Source organism: Lentzea sp. NPDC092896, from assembly GCF_044754905.1.
Lineage (GTDB): Bacteria > Actinomycetota > Actinomycetes > Mycobacteriales > Pseudonocardiaceae > Lentzea.
The window spans coordinates 800978-819637 of record NZ_JBIVPX010000002.1; the positions used below are offsets into that span (position 1 = coordinate 800978).

The window sequence follows — 18660 nt, forward strand, 5'->3', positions numbered from 1 at the left end:
AATGCGCGATGATCCTTGTTGATGACCCTCATGCGGATGTCCTATGGGCTGCATATCCGAATTCCTTGTCCTTTAAATGTCCGTTGTGTAAAAAGTATGTCAGGGGAGGGGCGAGCATCTGTGATCGAAGACATGTATCCGTTGGCGCCTGTTCAGCAGGGCATGCTTTTCCATGTCCTGGAGGCGCAATCGGAAAAGGGCGTCTACTGGGCGCAGGGGCTTTACGAGTTCGACGGGGTTCTTGACGTCGGTGCGATGCGGCGCGCCTGGGAGCTGGTGGTCGACCGCCACGCCGTGCTGCGCACCGGTTTCGTGTGGGAGGGCGTGCCCGAGCCGCTCCAGGTCGTCATGAGCGGCGTCGAGGTGCCCTTCGAGGTGCACGACTGGACCGCCGTGACCGACCGGAAGGCCGCGCTCGACGACCTGCTCGCCCGCGACCGCGCCCAGGGCTTCGACCTCACCAAGCCGCCGCTCATGCGCGTGCACCTCATCCACGACGGCACCGGCCACCACCGCATGGTGTGGGCGCTCTACTCCGGACTGTGCGACGGCTGGAGCGTGCCCGTCGTCCTGGAAGAGGTCGGCGCCACCTACGACGCACTGTGCCGCGGCACGACGCCGGCCCTCGAACCCGTGCGGCCGTACCGGGACTTCATCGCCTGGCTCGGCAAACGCGACCGCGCCGAGGCCGAGTCGTTCTGGCGCGACTACCTGGCCGGCATCGACGCCCCGACGGCGCTGCCCGTCGACCGCTCCGTGCGTGACCACTGGGCGCAGGGCCGCCGCCGCGCCGAACTGCCGGAAGCCCTGACCACCGCGATCATGGACCTCGCCCGGCGGCGGCGGGTCACGCCGTCGACCGTGATCCAGGCGGCGTGGGCGCTGCTGCTGTCCGCCTACTCCGGCGACGACGAGGTCGTCTACGGCCTCACCGTGTCCGGCCGCCCGGCCGACCTGCCCGGCGTCGAGTCGATGGTGGGCGTCTTCATCAACACGCTGCCGGTGCGCGTGCGGATCTCGTGGGAGCGCTCGTTCGCCGACTGGCTGGGGGAGCTGCAGGAGAACCAGATCGCGGTGCAGCGCTACGAGTTCACCGCGCTGCCGGACATCAAGCGGTGGTCGGACCTGCCGCACGGCAGCGGTGTCTTCGACAGCATCGTGGTGTTCGGCAACTACCCGCAGGCCCTGCTGTCCGAGGAGGAAGAGGAGAGCGACGACGAGGACCGCTTCGGCGCGGTCGACTCGATCGAGCAGATCAACTACCCGATCGGTCTCGCGATCGACCTGGAGGACACGCTCAAGATCGAGGCCGAGTTCTCCACCGGCGCGTTCGACGAGACCACGGTCGACCGGCTGCTCGACCAGTTGCAGGCCTTGCTGGCCACCGCTGTCGCCCGTCCCGGCCAGCTCGTCCGCGAGGTGACGCCGACGGCCGTCAGCTGGAGTGCGGGGCCTCGGTTCGACGAGCCGTTCGTCGGCTTGGCCGAGCGCTTCCGCTCGGCTGTCACCGAGTTCGGCGACCGGGTGGCCGTGCGTGACGGTGGCTCTGAGCTGACCTACGCCGAACTGGGCGAACGAGTGGCGCGGGTGGCGTCCGGACTGCGTGCCGCCGGTGTCGGTGTGGAGACGCGGGTCGGGCTGTGGTTCGAACGCTCGGTGGACCTGGTCGTGGCAATCCTGGGTGTGGTGCAGGCAGGTGGCACGTACGTGCCACTGGATCCCGCGTTGCCGCACGGCCGGTTGCGTGATGTGCAGGTGGCTGCCGGGGTCGAGCTGGTCGTGTCCCGTGGCGACTACGCGCTTGACGGTCCGCGGGTTGTCGAGTTCGCGGAGTTGACCGGGTCTGCCGAGTGGCCCGAAGTCGTTGCCACGCCTGATCGTCTGGTCTACGTGATGTTCACGTCGGGCTCGACCGGTGTGCCCAAGGGCGTGGAGGTCACCGAAGAAGGTGTCGTGCGGGTCGTGCTCGACCCCGCCGTGGTCGCAATGCCCGGTGACGTGGTCGCGCACATGGCGGCGGTGTCGTTCGACGCTTCCACCTGGGAGATCTGGACGGCGTTGCTGAGTGGCGCGACGCTCGCGGTGGCTCCCGCGAACCTGGCCGAGCGACTGGACGTCGCGAAGCTCTACGCGCGGCACGGCATCACGTTGTCGTTCATGACCACCGGTCTGTTCCACCAGCTGGCGGACACCGATCCCACCGTGTTCGCCGGGCACCGCCTGGTGCTGGCCGGTGGCGAGGCGATGTCGCCCCTCCAGGCGCGCAAGGTGCTCGACGCCAACCCGGCCGTGGCGATCTACAACATGTACGGCCCGACGGAATCCACGGTGTACGCGTCGTTCCACGACATGCACACCGGGCGGCTCGGTCCGTCGTCGGTTCCGATCGGAACCGCGTTGCGGGGATTGCGTTTCTACGTGCTGGACCGCTGGCTCCAGCCGACTCCGGTCGGCGTGCCGGGCGAGCTGTACATCGGCGGCACCGGGCTGGCGCGTGGCTATGCGGGCCGTGCAGACCTGGCCGCGGAGCGGTTCGTAGCTGACCCGTACGTGCCCGGTGCCCGCATGTACCGCACCGGCGACCTGGTGCGATGGGGCGCGGACGGCGCGGTCGACTTCGTTGGCAGAACTGACAACCAGGTGAAGATCCGCGGGTTCCGGGTGGAGCCGGGCGAGGTCGAGCACGTGCTCGTCGGCCACCCCGAGGTCGCCAACGCCGCGGTGATCGTCACCGACAAGCGCTTGATCGCCTACTTCGTGGGCACCGCCGACTCGGCCGACCTCCGGCGCTTCCTCGCCGAACGTCTGCCCGAGTTCCTGGTGCCGTCCGCGATCGTGCCGCTCGACGAGTTGCCGTTGAACGCCAACGGAAAGCTCGACGTGCGCGCGCTGCCGGACCCCGGCGCGCCCGAGACCACGACCGCGTACCAGGCGCCCAGCACGGAGGCCGAGCGCACGCTGGCCGAGGTGTGGTCCCAGGTGCTCGGCGTCGAACGGGTCGGCGTCCACGACAACTTCTTCGAACTGGGTGGCGACTCGATCGTCAGCCTCCAGATCGTCGCGCGGTCCCGTGCCGCGGGTCTGCGGCTGGAGATCGCGGACCTCTTCACGCACCAGACCGTGCACGCCCTTGCCGCCGGCAGCACCACGTCCGAGCCGACTGCGGTCGACCAGGGCGCCGTCACCGGACCCGTGGCCTTCACCCCGATCCAGCGCTGGTTCCTGCGCGAGGACCTGCCGCAACGTGACCACTTCAACTGGTCCGGCATGTTCGAGCTGGCACCGGGCACGGACGCGGACACCATGCGGGCCGCGCTCGGCACCGTCGTCGCTCACCACGACGCCCTGCGGCTGCGCCTGCGCGGCGACGCCCAGGAGAACGCGCCGGCCGAGCCCGCAGACCTGGTGACCGTGCTCAGGACCGACCTCGACGAGGACGTCATCGCGGCCATGACCACCGCGCAGACGTCGCTGAGCCTCACGGACGGCCCGTTGCTGCGCGCCGTGTACGTCGACCGCGGCGATCAGCCCGCGTGGTTCGGCCTCACCGTGCACCACTACGTCGTGGACGCGGTCTCGTGGAACGTCCTGCTGGAGGACCTCGACACCGCGTACTCCGCCGGCGTCCTCGCGCCGAAGACCACCTCGTACCAGGAGTGGGCCGCCGCGCTGGAGGCGTTCGACCCTCAGGACGAGCTGCCCTGGTGGCGAGAGGTCGTGCGGACGACCACGGCCGTGCCCACCGACCTCGGCGGCCCGAACACCGAGGACTCGACCGAGTCTGTGCGCGTCTCGCTCGACGAGGCACGCACCTCTGTCCTGCTCACCCAGGCTCACCGCGCCTACCGCACCCAGGGCCACGAACTCCTGCTCGCCGCGTTGTTGCAGGTGCTCGGGCGGTGGACCGGTGTCAACGCCGCCGCCATCGACCTGGAGAGCCACGGCCGCGAGCCGATCGCCGACGACATCGACCTGAGCCGCACCGTCGGCTGGTTCACCGCCATCCACCCCGTCGGGCTGCACTACACCGACCTCGGTGACATCGCCGGCGTCGTCAAGGCGGTCAAGGAACAGCTGCGGGCGGTGCCTCGCCGCGGCGTCGGCTACACCGTGCTGCGCGAGCGGGACGAGCAGCTCCGTTCCGCGCCGGACCGGCCGGTGGTCTTCAACTACCTCGGTGGCGTCGACGCCGTGGAGGACTCGGACGGGGGCCTGTTCGCCCGCGAACTCTCCGAGGACCTGTGCGGCCCTGCCGAGGGCGATGGCGGACTGCGCTCGCACGTGCTCGGCGTCGAGGTGGCCCAGGCCGCCGACGGGACGCTGTCCGTGGAATGGCAGTACAGCACCAATCTCCACGACCGCTCGACGATCGAACGGCTCGCCGTCGCGTACGTGGAGGCGTTGGCCGCCCTCGTCGATCACTGCCGGTCGGGCGCACACGGACTGACGCCGTCCGATGTCCCGTTGGCGTCGCTCTCGCAGTCCTCTTTGGACGCTCTGGTCGCGCGCACGCCTGGACTGGCCGACGTCTACCCGTTGTCGCCGCTGCAACAGGGGATGCTCTTCCACGCCGTCGAGTCGCCGGACAAGGGCGTCTACTGGACGCAGGACGTGCGTGAGCTGACCGGTCCGCTCGACGTCGACGCGATGCGTGCCGCTTGGCAGCTCGTGCTCGACCGGCATCCCGCACTGCGCACCGGATTCGTGTGGGAGGGTGTGCGCGAACCGCTCCAGGTCGTCGTCGGTGACGTAGAAGTGCCGTTCGAGGTGCACGACTGGACGTCGGTCACCGATCCCGACGCCGCAATCGAGGAACTGCTGGCCGCCGACCGCGCTCGCGGCTGCGATCTCGCCGCCGCACCACTGCTGCGGGTCGTGGTCGCGAGTGGACGTGACCGGCACTGGATCCTGCTCGCGTTCCACCACCTCTACGCCGACGGGTGGAGCATCCCTCTGCTCTGGGACGAGGTCACCGCCGCCTACCAGCGCGAGCCTCTGCCGCCGGTGCGTCCGTACCGGGACTTCATCGCCTGGCTCGGTCAGCGCGATTCCGCCGAGGCCGAGTCGTTCTGGCGCGAGTACCTCGCCGGGTTCGACTCGCCGACGCCGCTGCCGGTGGACCGCGTCGTGCGCGAGCACTGGGCTCAGGACCGCCGCGAGCTGGCGCTGCCCCGCGATGTCACCGGTGCGCTGGTCTCGTTGGCTCGCGACCAGCGGGTCACCCTGTCGACGGTCGTGCAGGCGGCGTGGGCCGTGCTGCTGTCCGCCTACTCGGGCGAGGACGACGTCGTGTTCGGCCTGACCGTCTCCGGGCGCCCGGCCGACCTGCCCGGCGTCGAGTCGATCGTCGGCCTGTTCATCAACACCCTGCCGGTGCGCGTGCGGGTGGCGTGGGAGACGTCGTTCGCCGACTGGCTCGGCGAGCTGCAGGAGAACCAGGTCGCCGTGCAGCGGCACGAACACACACCGCTCGCCGACATCCAGCGCGTCGCCACGGGCGGACTGTTCGACAGCATGCTCGTCTTCGGCAACTACCCGCAGGGCGCGGCGCCGGAGGAGGGCGAGGAGCACCCCGAGGAGCTGTTCGCCTCGACCGACTCCGTCGAGCAGATGCACTACCCGATGATCCTGGCGGTCGACCTGGAAGCGACGCTGAAGGTCGAGGCCAACTTCTCCAGCGGCGCGTTCGATCCGTCCACTGTGGAGCGGCTGCTCGGGCAGCTCGCCGAGGTGCTCACCGCCCTCGCCCGCCGACCTTCCGCCGTGGTGCGGGAGGTGACGCCTTCGCCCGTGACCGGGTGGGGTGTCGGGGCTGCGGTGGACGAGCCGTTCGTCGGCCTGGCGGAGCGGTTCCGGCTGGCCGTGGACGAGTTCGGTGACCGGGTGGCCATCCGCGGTGGCTCTGAGCTGACCTATGCCGAGCTGGGCGAACGGGTGGCGCGGGTGGCGTCCGGCCTGCGTGCTGCCGGTGTCGGTGTGGAGACGCGGGTCGGCCTGTGGTTCGAGCGGTCGACGGACCTGGTCGTGGCGATCCTGGGTGTGGTGCAGGCGGGCGGTACGTACGTGCCGCTGGATCCCGCTCTGCCGCACGGCCGGTTGCGTGATGTGCAGACGGCTGCCGGCGTCGAGCTGGTCGTGTCCCGTGGCGACTACGCGCTTGACGGTCCGCGGGTCGTCGAGTTCGCGGAGTTGACCGGGCCTGCCGAGTGGCCGGAACTCGTTGCCCTGCCAGAACGTCTGGTCTACACGATGTTCACGTCGGGCTCGACCGGCGTGCCCAAGGGTGTCGAGGTCACCGAGGAAGGCGTGTTGCGAGTCGTGCTCGACTCCGCGGTGGCCGCAGAGCCCGGCGATGTCGTGGCGCACATGGCCGCGGTGTCGTTCGACGCGTCGACGTGGGAGATCTGGACGGCGTTGCTGACCGGCGCCACCCTCGCCGTCGCTCCGGCCGACCTGGCCGAACGACTGGACGTCGCGAAGCTCTTCACCCGGCACGGCGTCACGTTGTCGTTCATGACCACCGGCTTGTTCCACCAGCTGGCGGACACCGATCCGGCCGTGTTCTCCGGACACCGGCTGGTGCTCGCCGGCGGCGAGGGGATGTCACCCGTCCAGGCCCGCAAGGTCCTCGACGCCAACCCCGCCGTCGAGATCTTCAACATGTACGGCCCCACCGAGTCCACGGTGTACGCGTCGTTCCACGACATGCACACCGGACGGCTCGGACCGGCGACAGTGCCCATCGGCACCGCGTTGCGTGGCTTGCGTTTCTACGTGCTGGACCGCTGGCTCCAGCCGACACCGGTCGGAGTGCCGGGAGAGCTGTACATCGGCGGCACCGGCTTGGCCCGTGGCTATGCAGGTCGTGCCGACCTTGGCGCGGAGCGGTTCGTCGCTGACCCGTACGTGCCCGGCGCCCGGATGTACCGCACCGGTGACCTGGTGCGATGGGGCGCGGACGGCGTGGTCGACTTCGTCGGTCGCACTGACGACCAGGTGAAGATCCGCGGGTTCCGGGTCGAGCCGGGCGAGGTCGAGCACGTGCTCGCCGGTCATCCCGATGTCGCCAACGCGGCCGTGGTCGTTCGTGAGTTGCGGCAGGGCAAGCGGCTCGTCGCCTACGTCGTGGGCACCGCCGAGGCCGCTGAACTTCGCGGGTTCCTCGCCGAACGCCTGCCCGAGTTCCTGGTGCCGTCGGCGATCGTGCTGCTCGACGAGTTGCCGTTGAACGCCAACGGAAAGCTCGACAAGCGCGCCCTGCCGTTGCCCGAGGCGCCGGACAGCGGCTACGAGGCGCCGGCCACCGATGCCGAGCGCACGCTCGCGGAGGTGTGGTCGGAGGTGCTCGGCGTCGAGCGCGTCGGCCTGCACGACAACTACTTCGAGCTGGGCGGCGACTCGATCATCAGCCTCCAGATCGTGGCCAGGGCACGGGAAGCCGGGCTGGAACTGAGGATCGCCGACCTCTTCACGCACCAGACCGTCCAGCAGATCGCCCTCCACACGGGAGTCGCGGCCAGCTCGCAGGTCACCGCGAAGCCGTTGGCCGATCTGGAGCCGCTCAGGGCACGGGTGCCGGGACTGGTCGACGCGTATCCGTTGTCGCCCATGCAACAGGGCATGCTCTTCCACGTCCTGGAGGCGCCCGCAGACACCGCGGTGTACTGGGCGCAGGACGTGCGTGAGCTGCGCGGACCGCTCGACGTGGCGGCCATGCGGGAGGCCTGGCGGACCGTCGTGGGACGGCATCCCGCGTTGCGCAGCGCGTTCATGTGGGAAGGCGTAGAGGAACCGCTGCAGGTCGTCCTCGGCGAGGTCGACGTGCCGTTCGAGGTGCTCGACTGGACTTCGATCGCCGATCCCGGTGCCGCGCTGGACGAACTGCTCGACGCCGACCAGCGGCGTGGGTTCGACGTCACCACAGCGCCGTTGCTGCGCGTGTACGTGGCGGACCGGGGCGATCGCCAATGGGTCGTGTTCACGTTCCACCACCTGTACCTCGACGGCTGGAGCATCCCACTCGTCTGGGACGAGGTGTTCGCGGCCTACCAGCGGAAATCACTGCCGCCCGTGCGTCCGTACCGCGACTACATCGCGTGGTTGCAGGAACAGCCGCCCGCCGACGGCTTCTGGCGCGAGTACCTGGACGGCTTCACCTCGCCCACGGCCCTGCCCGTCGACCGCACCACCCGCGTGCACTGGGAACAGGGCAGGCGGCTCCGCGAACTGCCCGAGAACATCGCCCTCAAGCTCGAGGGCCTGGCACGGCGTGAGCACGTCACGATCAGTGCCGTCGTGCAGGCGGCGTGGGCGTTGTTGCTGGCGTCGCACAGCGGCGAGGACGACGTCGTCTTCGGCCTCACGGTGTCGGGACGCCCGGCCGAGCTGGCCGGGGTGGAGTCCATCGTCGGCCTGTTCATCAACACGCTGCCCGTGCGGATCAAGGTCCCCGGCGACCGCACCCCGTTCGACCGGTGGCTGCGGACCGTCCAAGACGGACAGGTTGCCGCGCAACGGTTCGAGCACTCGCCGTTGGTCGACATCCAGCGAACGGCCGGCGTGCCGAGGCTGTTCGACAGCATCGTCGCCGTCCAGAACCTGCCCGGCGGATTCGACGACGGCGACGACGCGGACGAGTTCGACTCGCCGGCGCTGCTGGAACAGGGCCGCTATCCGCTGAAGCTCGTCGTGGACGTCGACGGCCAGCTCGCGCTGCTGTGCGAGTACTCCACCGGAGCGTTCGACGACGCGACCGTGGAAGCGTTGCTGGACCAGCTCGAACGCGTCCTCACCACCGTCGCCGTCCTGCCCGGCACGCCGGTGCGCCAGATTGCCCTGCTCGACGCCGGTCAGCGCGCCGAGGTGCTCCGGTGGAGCTCGCCGGAGTCCCGCGAGATGCCGGAAGCGCACCTGGCCGCGCTGTTCGGACGCCAGGTCGTGGCCCACCCGGACCGTCTGGCGCTGCGTGGTGGCTCCGAACTCACCTACGCCCAGCTCGACCGCAGGGCATCTGGTGTCGCGGAGTGGTTGCGCGCCAACGGTGTCGGCACGGGCACGCGCGTCGGTCTCCACCTCGACCGGAGCCCCGAGCTGATCATCGCCATGCTCGGTGTGATCGGCGCGGGCGGCACCTACGTCCCGCTCGACCCCTCCCAGGGCACGGCGCGCCTCGCCCAGATGATCGAGACGGCAGGCGTCACCCTCGTTGTCACGACAGGGGAATGGCCGCTCGACATCCCTCGCGTCCGCGTCCTGGAACTGACCGGGGCAGAGGCCGCAGGGCCGCTGCCGGTCGTCGGTGGACCGGCCAGCGAGCTGTACGTGCTGTTCACGTCGGGCTCGACGGGCGTGCCGAAGGGCGTCTCGCTGACCCACGAGGGCGTGGCCAGGGTGTGCACCGACCCGGCCGTGCGGGTCGAGGCAGGCGACGTCGTGTCGCACCTCGCGGGCATCGGGTTCGACACCGGCGCGTTCGAGATCTGGCTGGCGCTGCTCAACGGCGCCACGCTCGTCGTCGGACCCGCGGAACTGGCCGAACGGATGGACGTCGGCAAGTTCCTGCGCGAGAACGGGATCACCGCGTCCCTGCTCACCACCGGCCTCTTCCACCAGCTCGTCGAGACCTCGCCGGACGTGCTCGACGGCCTGCGCCTGCTCGTCGTGGGCGGTGACGCCCTGCAGGCCCAGCACGCCCGCACGGCCCGCGAACGCCGCCCGGACCTGCGGATCGTGAACGCCTACGGGCCCACCGAGACCACCATGACGTGCACCGTCCACACCCTCGACGCCATCGGCACGCAGGTGCCGATCGGGCGGCCGTTCGCGGGGATGCGGGCCTACGTGCTCGACTCGTGGCTGCAGGTGCTGCCGGCCGGTGTGGCGGGCGAGCTTTTCGTCGGCGGCCCCGGCGTGGCCCGTGGCTACGTCGGCCGCGCGGACCTCACCGCCGAGCGGTTCGTCCCCGACCCCACCACGCCCGGGGAACGCCTGTACCGCACCGGTGACCGGGCCCGCTGGCGCGCCGACGGCACGCTGGAGTTCCTCGGCAGGGCCGACGACCAGGTCAAGATCCGGGGCTTCCGGGTCGAGCCCGGCGAGGTCGAGGCACTCCTGGCATCCCACGAGAAGGTACGGGCCGCAGCTGTCGTCGCCACGGCGTCCGGCATCGGCAAGCGGCTCGTGGCCTACGTGGTCACCGACGCCGACACCGCCGAGCTGAAGGCATTCCTGCGCGAACGGCTGCCCGACTACCTGGTGCCGTCGGCGTTCGTCGCCCTCGACGCGCTTCCCCTGACGCCCAACGGCAAGCTCGACCGCCGCGCCCTGCCCGAACCCGCCGCACCGGATTCGGACGGCGTGTACGTCGCCCCGAGCACCGACGCGGAACGGGCGCTGGCAGGCATCTGGACGAAGCTGCTGCAGGCCGATCGCGTCGGCGTGCACGACAACTTCTTCGACCTGGGCGGCGACTCGATCGCCTGCCTGCAGGTGGTGGCACGGGCGCGCGCAGCGGGTCTGGGACTCGCGGTGGCCGACCTGTTCACCCACCAGACGATCGCCGAACTGGCGACCGTCGCCACGGTTCCCGTTCTCGTGCACCAAGGTCCGGCGACCGGACCCGTGCCGCTCACACCCATCCAGCGCTGGTTCACCAACGCGACCATCGACGACCCGAACCACTGGAACTGGTCGGGCCTCTACGAGCTCGAACCGAACGCCGACACCACCCGGCTACAAGCCGCGCTCAACACCCTGGTGACCCACCACGACGCCCTGCGCACCCGCCTGCACGACGGGTACCAGCAGATCGTCGAGCCGGGCGAGACGGTCGCACTCACTGTCGTCCAGGGTGATGTCCAGCAGCACATGGACGCACTGCACCGGTCGCTGGACCTCGCCCACGGGCCGCTCGTGGCCGCGATCCTGGTGGACCGCGGCGCCGAACCCGCGTGGCTCGGCCTGGTCGCCCATCACCTGGTGGTCGACGGCGTGTCGTGGAACATCCTGCTGGAGGACCTCGACGCGGCCTACCGCGGCGAACCCCTGCCGCCGAAGACGACGTCGTTCCGGCAGTGGGCGGAGTCCGTCGTGGACTTCGCGGGCAGCGACGAGGTCCGCGCGGAGCTGCCGTACTGGCTCGGCCAGGCGGAGACCGGCTTCACGCTGCCGGTCGACGCCACCGGCGCCAACACCGAGGACTCCGCCGCCGTCGTGGAGGTCGCGATCGACGCCGCGGGCCTGCCGAACGCGCAGGTCCTCGACGTGGTCCTGGCCGCGCTGCACCAGACGCTGGGGGAGTGGGCCGGCACCGGCACCGTCGTCGTCGACCTCGAACACCACGGCCGCGAAAGCCTGGCACCGGGCACCGACCTGTCACGCACGGTCGGCTGGTTCACCTCGGTCCACCCGCTGGTGCTCCAGCACGACGACCTGAGCGACGGCACAGGTGTCATCGACGCAGCACGCGAAAGCCGGAAATCCGTGCCACGCAACGGAGTCGGCTACGGCGCACTGCGCCACCTCACGGCCGACGACCCGGACGTGCGCCGCCTGCGGGCCGCGCCCGATCGGCAGATCAACATCAACTTCACGGCGTCGCTCGACGCCGTGAACGACGACGAGCAGGGGCTGGTCGTCGCGGAACTACCGGGTGACCTGTGCGGTGAAAGCACAAGTGGGGGCTTGCGCCCGTACGCACTGCACCTGGAGATCGAGCGCACCGGCGAGGGAGAGCTCCTCGTCGAGTGGCACCACAGCACGAACCTCCACCGGACCGAGACCGTGTGGCGGGTCGCCACCCGGTTCCGGCACGCCGTGGAGGGCTTGCTCGAAGACATGAACAGGAATTGAGGGGAGCAGTCCTTGTCCACGCCCAAGAGGACCTACCACCTGTCGGCTGAAGAGGCCGCCGAGGTCGAGAACCTGACGCTGCGGATAGCCAAGGAGTACACGGGTCCGGAGGACGAACAGCTGCTGCGCGACCTGCCGCTGCTCGCCACCGAACTGCCCGTGGGCCAGCGCCGTTTCCTGCGCGACTTCGCGCTGGAGGACGAGCTGGGCTACTGCGTGGTCCGCGGTCACGTCTTCGACGACGCGCGCATCGGCCCGACGCCGCAGCACTGGCGCGGCCGGCCGACGCCGACCCCGGAGTTCGCCGAGGAGATCCTCCTGCTGCTGCACGGGTCCCTGCTCGGGGAGCCGTTCGGCTGGAAGACCCAGCAGGACGCCCGGCTGGTGCACGACATCTTCCCCATCAAGGGTTTCGAGACCGAGCAGATGGGGATCGGCAGCACCGACACGCTCACGCTGCACACCGAGGACGCGTTCCACCCGTGGCGCGCCGACTACCTGCTGCTGGAGTGCCTGCGCAACCCCGACGGGATCGCCACGATCGTTTCGGAACCGGACCTCAGGCTGCTCTCCGCCGAGCACCTGGAGCTCCTGCACGAGCCGAACTTCCTGATCCGGCCGGACGACTCGCACCTGGCGAAGCACAACGTCACCCTGGGCGTCGACGCCGAGTTCTCCGAGATCGCCGAGATGAAGGCCGACGACAACCGCGTCGCCGTCCTCTACGGGTCGCGCAAGCACCCGTACATGCGTCTCGACCCGTACTTCATGGAGACGCCGAAGGACCCGGCCGCGGCCGCCGCCCTGAACGCGGTCAACGAGCTGCTGGAGGCGTCCTGCCTGGACGTCGCCCTGGAGCCCGGTGACGTGCTCATCATCAACAACCACCGGCTTGCGCACGGACGGCAGGCGTTCCAGGCCCGTTACGACGGCACGGACCGTTGGCTCAAGCGCGTCAGCATCACCACCGACCTGCGCAAGTCCCACGAGCGGCGCGCTTCGGCGACCGCCCGGCTCATCTGACGGATACGGAACCCATGCCGAACCCGCTCCACAACCTCCCGCCCACAGCCAAGGGCATCGTCGCCGTCCTCAGAGTCCTGCCGCGAGTCAGCCGGCCGCGCACGGCGCTCCTGGCGGGCGGGGTGGTGGTGAGCGCTGTTCTGCCCATCGGGATCGCCGTCGTCACCGGTCTGCTCATCGGCGCCATTCCCGTCGCCGCCAGGGAAGGCGCTGGCTCACCGGCCGCCGGTCGGGTGGGCGCGCTGCTGATCGCCGTCGCGATCGCGATCCTCGTCGAGCGCCTGACTTCGCCGTTGCTGCGGGCCGCCGTGTCGACGCTCGGCCGTGACGTCGATCGGTACCTGCAGGAGGTCGTGCTGAACGCGCTGGCCCGGCCTCGGGGCATCGCGCATCTCGAAGACCCGAGCGTGATCGACGAGGTCCGCATCGTGCGGGGCCTCGGCATGAGCGCGCACCGGCCGGGACAGACCGTCGAGGCACTGCCCGAGGTGCTCACGTCGTGGCTGCGGGCCATCGGCTCGGCGGCCGTGCTCACCTGGTTCCACTGGTGGCTCGGCCTGCTGTGGCTCGTGGTCTGGCCGATCATCGTCTACCGCATGCAGCGCGACTACCTGCGGGTCGGCGAGGAGGGCTTCGGGCAGAGCGCGCAGCTGCGCCAGGCCGAGTACGTCCGGGACCTGGCACTCGATCCGCCACCCGCCAAGGAAGTACGTCTGTGGGGCGTGCTCGACTGGCTCGTCACCCGCTTCGACACGTTGTGGCAGGCGGGAATCGGGCCGATCCGGAAAGCCCGCCGTCCCCGGCCGGGCATGGTGCTCGGCTCCGCGTCCGCGATCCTCGTGATCAACGTGCTGTCGTACGGGCTTCTGGCCTACGCGGCGGTGCGGGGTGACCTGACGCTCGCCGCTCTCGCCGTGTTCGTGGGGGCACTGGCCGACGCCAACGAGTACGCCGTCGGCGACGAGCACCTGTACCTGTCGAACGCCGCCGTCACCGTGCCCAAGGTGCTCTCGCTGGAGAAGCGTCTGGCCGGAGACTCCGCGGAGCCAGGTCTCCCGGTCGGTGCGGACGTGCCGGCGCAGGAGATCCGGTACGAGGGAGTGCACTTCCGCTATCCCGGCACCGAACGGGACGTCCTCACCGAACTGGACCTGGTCATCCCCGCCGGACAGTCGCTGGCGATCGTCGGCGACAACGGCGCGGGCAAGACGTCGCTGGTGAAGCTGCTCGCCGGTTTCTACGAGCCGACCGGCGGCAAGATCAGCGTCGACGGCACCGACCTCGCGAGCCTCGACCCCGAGGCGTGGCGCAGGCGGGTGGCCGTGCTGTTCCAGGACTTCACCCGCTACCACCTGCCGGTGCGCGACAACATCGGCCTCGGCGCTCCCGAGCACGCGGGCGACGAGGACATGCTGCGCCGCGCCGCCGCACGGGCCGGGATCGGTGACCTGGTCGAGTCGCTGCCGAACGGCTGGGACACCGTGCTGTCGCAGGCCTACACCGACGGCGTGGACCTGTCGGGCGGGCAGTGGCAGCGCGTCGCACTGGCCCGCGCGATGTTCGCCGTCGAGGCGGGCGCCAAGGTCCTCGTGCTCGACGAACCCGCCGCCGCACTCGACGTGCGGGCGGAAGCCGAGCTGTACGAACGGTTCCTGGACCTCACCCAGGGGCTCACCACGATCCTGATCTCGCACCGCTTCTCCACCGTGCGGCGCGCGGACCGGATCGCGGTCGTGTCCGGCGGTCGCGTCATCGAGTCCGGTGGTCACGACGAGTTGATGGACCAGGACGGCCGCTACGCCCACCTGTTCCGCCTTCAGGCAGAGCGGTTCCAGCCGGTCGGAGGCACCGATGCGTGACACCTGGCGGGCCTTCGTCACCACCATCAGCTTCGGGTTCCGCGCGGCGCGCTGGTATGCGGTCTTCCAGATCGTCACGGAGATCGCGCTCGCGCTGACCGGACCCCTGATCGCGTACGGGGCCAAGGTTCTCGTCGACTCGGCCTCCGCGGGCGACCTGAACCGCGCGCTCACGGCCGGGCTCGGCATCGCCGCCGCCACCGGGCTGCTCATCGTCGGCCAGTACTACAACGCCCACTGCGTGTTCGCCGTGCTCGAACGCACCCAGGCGTTGTCCGACCGGACGTTGATGCGGCTGCTCGGCGGAATCGACAGCCTCGCCCCGCACGAGAACCCCAAGTACCTCGACCAGATCCAGCTGTTGCGCGAGGAACGCGAGAGCCTCGCCGAGATGACCAACGCCACGGCCGGGCTGATCAGCGCGTTCGTCGGCTTCGGCACCACGGCGCTGCTGCTCGCGGACGTGCATCCGGCGCTGATCTCGCTGGCACTGCTGGCGTTCATCTCGCTGTGGATCACCAGCCGGGCCAACGACCTCGCCGTCGACGCCCAGGAGGACACCGGCGAACCCGAACGGCTGCGCCGCCACCTGTTCGACATCGGCACGACCGCCGGTGCGGGCAAGGAACTGCGCGTCTTCGGGCTGACGGGTGAGCTGATCCGCCGTCACCACGAGGTGTCCGACGAGGTGCTCGACACGCGCAACCGGGCCGCCTGGCGTGGTGCCGCACTCAAGAGCATCGACGCCGTGATCAACGCGGCCGGGTTCGTCGGCGCCATCGCACTGGTGGTCTGGCTCGCGGTCAAGGGTCAGGCCACGCCCGGCGACGTCGTCATGGTCGTCGCGCTCACCATCGAGATGGCCGCGGTCGTCGCCACGTCCGTCGGTTACAGCGGCGACTTCCTGTGGTGCCTCAAGCAGGCCCGGCGCTACGTCTGGCTGGAGCGCTTCGCCGCTGCCGCCGGCAAACGCGTGGAAGAGCCCGCCGCGCCGCCCGCGTCGTTGAGCCACGGCATCGACCTGATCGACGTCACCTACCGCTATCCGGGCAGTGAGCACGCCGTGCTCGACGGCGTGTCCATGCACCTGCCCGCCGGGTCCGTGGTGGCGCTGGTGGGGGAGAACGGCGCGGGCAAGTCCACGCTCGTGAAGCTGCTGTGCGACTTCTACGAACCGGACGGCGGCGAGATCCAGATCGACGGCGTCGGCCTGAACCGCATCCCCGCCCGCGAGTGGCGGACCCGGCTCAGCGGCGCGTTCCAGGACTTCGTGGAACTACAGCTCGCGGCCCGCGAAACCGTTGGCGTGGCGGACATTCCGCGAATCAACGACGACGCGGCGCTCAACGGCGCTCTCGGCCGGGCCGGTGCGACGTCCGTTGTGGACGGTCTGCCGCGCGGCCTCGACACCCAGCTGGGCCGGGCGTGGGACGGCGGTGCCGAGCTGTCCGGTGGCCAGTGGCAGAAGCTGGCGCTCGCCCGCGGCCTGCTGCGCACCGACCCGTTGCTGGCGGTGTTCGACGAGCCCACCGCCGCGCTCGACCCGCAGACCGAGCACGCGTTGTTCGAACGGTTCGCGGACGCGGCTCGTGCCGGAAAGTCGAGAGGGACGGTGACTCTCCTTGTGTCGCACCGCTTCTCGACCGTGCGCATGGCCGACCTGATCGTCGTCCTCGACGGCGGCCGCATCCGCGAGATGGGCAGTCACGAGCACCTGATGGCCCACCCCGACCTCTACGCCGAGCTGTACGACCTGCAGTCCTCGGCCTACCGCTGAAAGGAGTCGCCCTGATGAAGTTCGAACCAGCGCCCCTAGAGGACTGGATGCGTCTGTACTACTTCGCCGTGGACGACGACATCGGCAGCAGCGGGGTCGAGGACTACTCGCTCGCCGACCTGCGGGCCATGCTCGGCATCAGCCACGACGAGCTCGACGCCGTGGTGTTCCGCGACAGCACGTCGTTCGGCAGCGAGGAAGTGCGCACGGCCATTGCCCAGCAGTGGGGGACCGGCGACGCCGACAAGGTCATGGTCACGCACGGCGGCAGCGAGGCGATCTACCTCGTGCTCAGCACGTTGCTCGACCCGAGTGACGCCGTCGTGGTCACCGAACCGACCTATCACACGCACACGTCCATCGCCCGGTCCATGGGCTGCGACCTGCGCGTGTGGCCGTTGCGGCCGGAGAACGGCTTCCGCCCCGACCTGGACGACCTGCGCGCGGTGATCGGCGGCGCCAAGGCCGTCGTCGTGAACTTCCCGCACAACCCGACCGGCGCGTCGCTCACCCCGGCCCAGCGCGACGAGTTCGTCGCGATCTGCGCCGAGGCCGGCGCGTACCTGGTGTGGGACCAGGCCTTCCGCGAGATGGTCGTCGAGGGCGAGCCGCTCGTGGATCCCGTGCACGACTACGACAAGGCCATCTCCATCGGCACCCTGTCGAAGGGCTACGGCCTGCCGGGTCTGCGCGTCGGCTGGGCGATCGGGCCTGAGGACGTCCTGCGCGGCACGCTCGACCTGCGCGACCGCATGACGTTGCACCTCTCGCCGTTGGTCGAGCTGCTCGCCACGCGCGTCGCACAGCACGCCGACCTCCTGGTCGGCCCGCGCATGGCCAACGCCCGCAACAACCTGGGCCTGCTGCGCAAGTGGGCCGCCGAGCACCCGGACCTGATCGACCTGCCGGAGCCGATGGGCGGCGTCACCACGTTCCCGCAACTGCTCGGCCAGACCGACACCACCGATTTCTGCCACGACCTGGCCCGTGAACACCGCACGCTGCTCGTCCCCGGCTCGTGCTTCGGGGACCCGACCCGCGTCCGGCTCGGCTATGGCGGTGCACCCGCCGCGTTCACCCGCGGCCTCGACACGCTCGCACTCGTAGGGGAGAAGGCCCGTGTTCAGAGTTGACCTGTCCGCATCAGACCTGGCCGAGGCCGACGCCCTCGTCGCCACCTTGGCCGAGCAGTACCAGTCGGTCGAGAACCCGGCGTTCGTGCGCGAGGCCACCGCCATCGCCCACGAACTGCCCCGCGCCCTGCGCGCGGGCCTGCTGGAGTTCCGCCTCACCGAGCCGCACCCGTTGTGCGTCGTCGGCGGTTACGTGATCGACGACGACCGCATCGGCCCGACGCCGGCGCACTGGAAGGACTGCGGCGGCGAGGGCAGGCCCACGCTCGCCGAGGACCTGTTCTTCTACCTCTGTGCGTCGCTGCTGGGCGACCCCATCGCGTGGTCCACCCAGCAGGACGGCCGGCTGCTGCACGACGTGTTCCCGATCAAGGAACACCAGTACGAGCAGCTCGGTTCCGGCAGCGAGGAACTCCTCACCTGGCACATCGAGGACGCGTTCCACCCGATGCGCACCGACTACGTGGGCCTGATGTGCCTGCGCAACCCCGACGGCGTCAACACCACGTACGGCTCGCTGGAAGGCATCGACCTCCCGGCCGACGTCGTCGAGGTGCTGCGCCAGGACCGCTTCCCGATCCGCCCGGACCGTTCCCACCTCGCCGCCAACCGCCAGAACGACGAGGGCGACGAACAGCTGCGCCGCCTGCGTGACCGCAGCTACGAGTGGATCTCCGGTCTGGACGCGAACCCCGAGCCCATCGCGGTGCTGTTCGGCCCGCAGGAGGACCCGTACCTGCGCCTCGACCCGTACTTCATGGAGGTCCCGGCCTCCGACCCCGAGGCCGCCGCCGCGCTGGACACGATCGTCAAGGCGATCGACGCCAACATCGCGGGCTACGCCCTCAAGCCGGGCGAGGTCCTGTTCCTCGACAACTACCGCGGCACCCACGGCCGTGAGCCGTTCACCGCCCGTTTCGACGGCACCGACCGTTGGCTGACCCGCCTGAACATCGCCCGCGACCTCCGCAAGTCGCGTGCCCACCGCCGCACCGCGAACGACCGCACCATCTACTGA

6 protein-coding genes are annotated in these 18660 nt (G+C 70.1%); all 6 read left to right on the forward strand.

The window, feature by feature from the left end; all coding sequences use genetic code 11:
* Positions 1-132: 132 nt before the first annotated feature.
* The 6 genes from ACIQF0_RS14815 to gntD (ACIQF0_RS14840) are packed head-to-tail and all read left to right on the forward strand — an operon-like array spanning position 133 to position 18660.
* Entirely contained in the window at positions 133-11850 is an 11718-nt protein-coding gene (locus tag ACIQF0_RS14815; protein WP_401029972.1) for an amino acid adenylation domain-containing protein, read from the forward strand.
* A gap of 12 nt (positions 11851-11862) precedes the next feature.
* Complete coding sequence (gene gntD / locus ACIQF0_RS14820) at positions 11863-12873, forward strand: guanitoxin biosynthesis L-enduracididine beta-hydroxylase GntD (RefSeq protein WP_360038621.1); 1011 nt, start codon at positions 11863-11865, stop codon at positions 12871-12873.
* 14 nt (positions 12874-12887) lie between these two features.
* Entirely contained in the window at positions 12888-14732 is a 1845-nt protein-coding gene (locus ACIQF0_RS14825; RefSeq protein ID WP_401029473.1) for an ABC transporter ATP-binding protein, read from the forward strand.
* On the forward strand, positions 14725-16509 hold the full coding sequence (locus tag ACIQF0_RS14830) for an ABC transporter ATP-binding protein (protein ID WP_401029476.1): 1785 nt from the start codon (positions 14725-14727) through the stop codon (positions 16507-16509). Before ACIQF0_RS14825 ends, ACIQF0_RS14830 begins: the two co-directional genes overlap by 8 nt.
* Positions 16510-16523: 14 nt before the next feature.
* Positions 16524-17642, forward strand: a complete 1119-nt coding sequence (gene vioD / locus ACIQF0_RS14835) for a capreomycidine synthase (protein WP_401029479.1) — start codon at positions 16524-16526, stop codon at positions 17640-17642.
* On the forward strand, positions 17629-18660 hold the full coding sequence (gene gntD / locus ACIQF0_RS14840; RefSeq protein ID WP_401029482.1) for a guanitoxin biosynthesis L-enduracididine beta-hydroxylase GntD: 1032 nt from the start codon (positions 17629-17631) through the stop codon (positions 18658-18660). Before vioD ends, gntD (ACIQF0_RS14840) begins: the two co-directional genes overlap by 14 nt.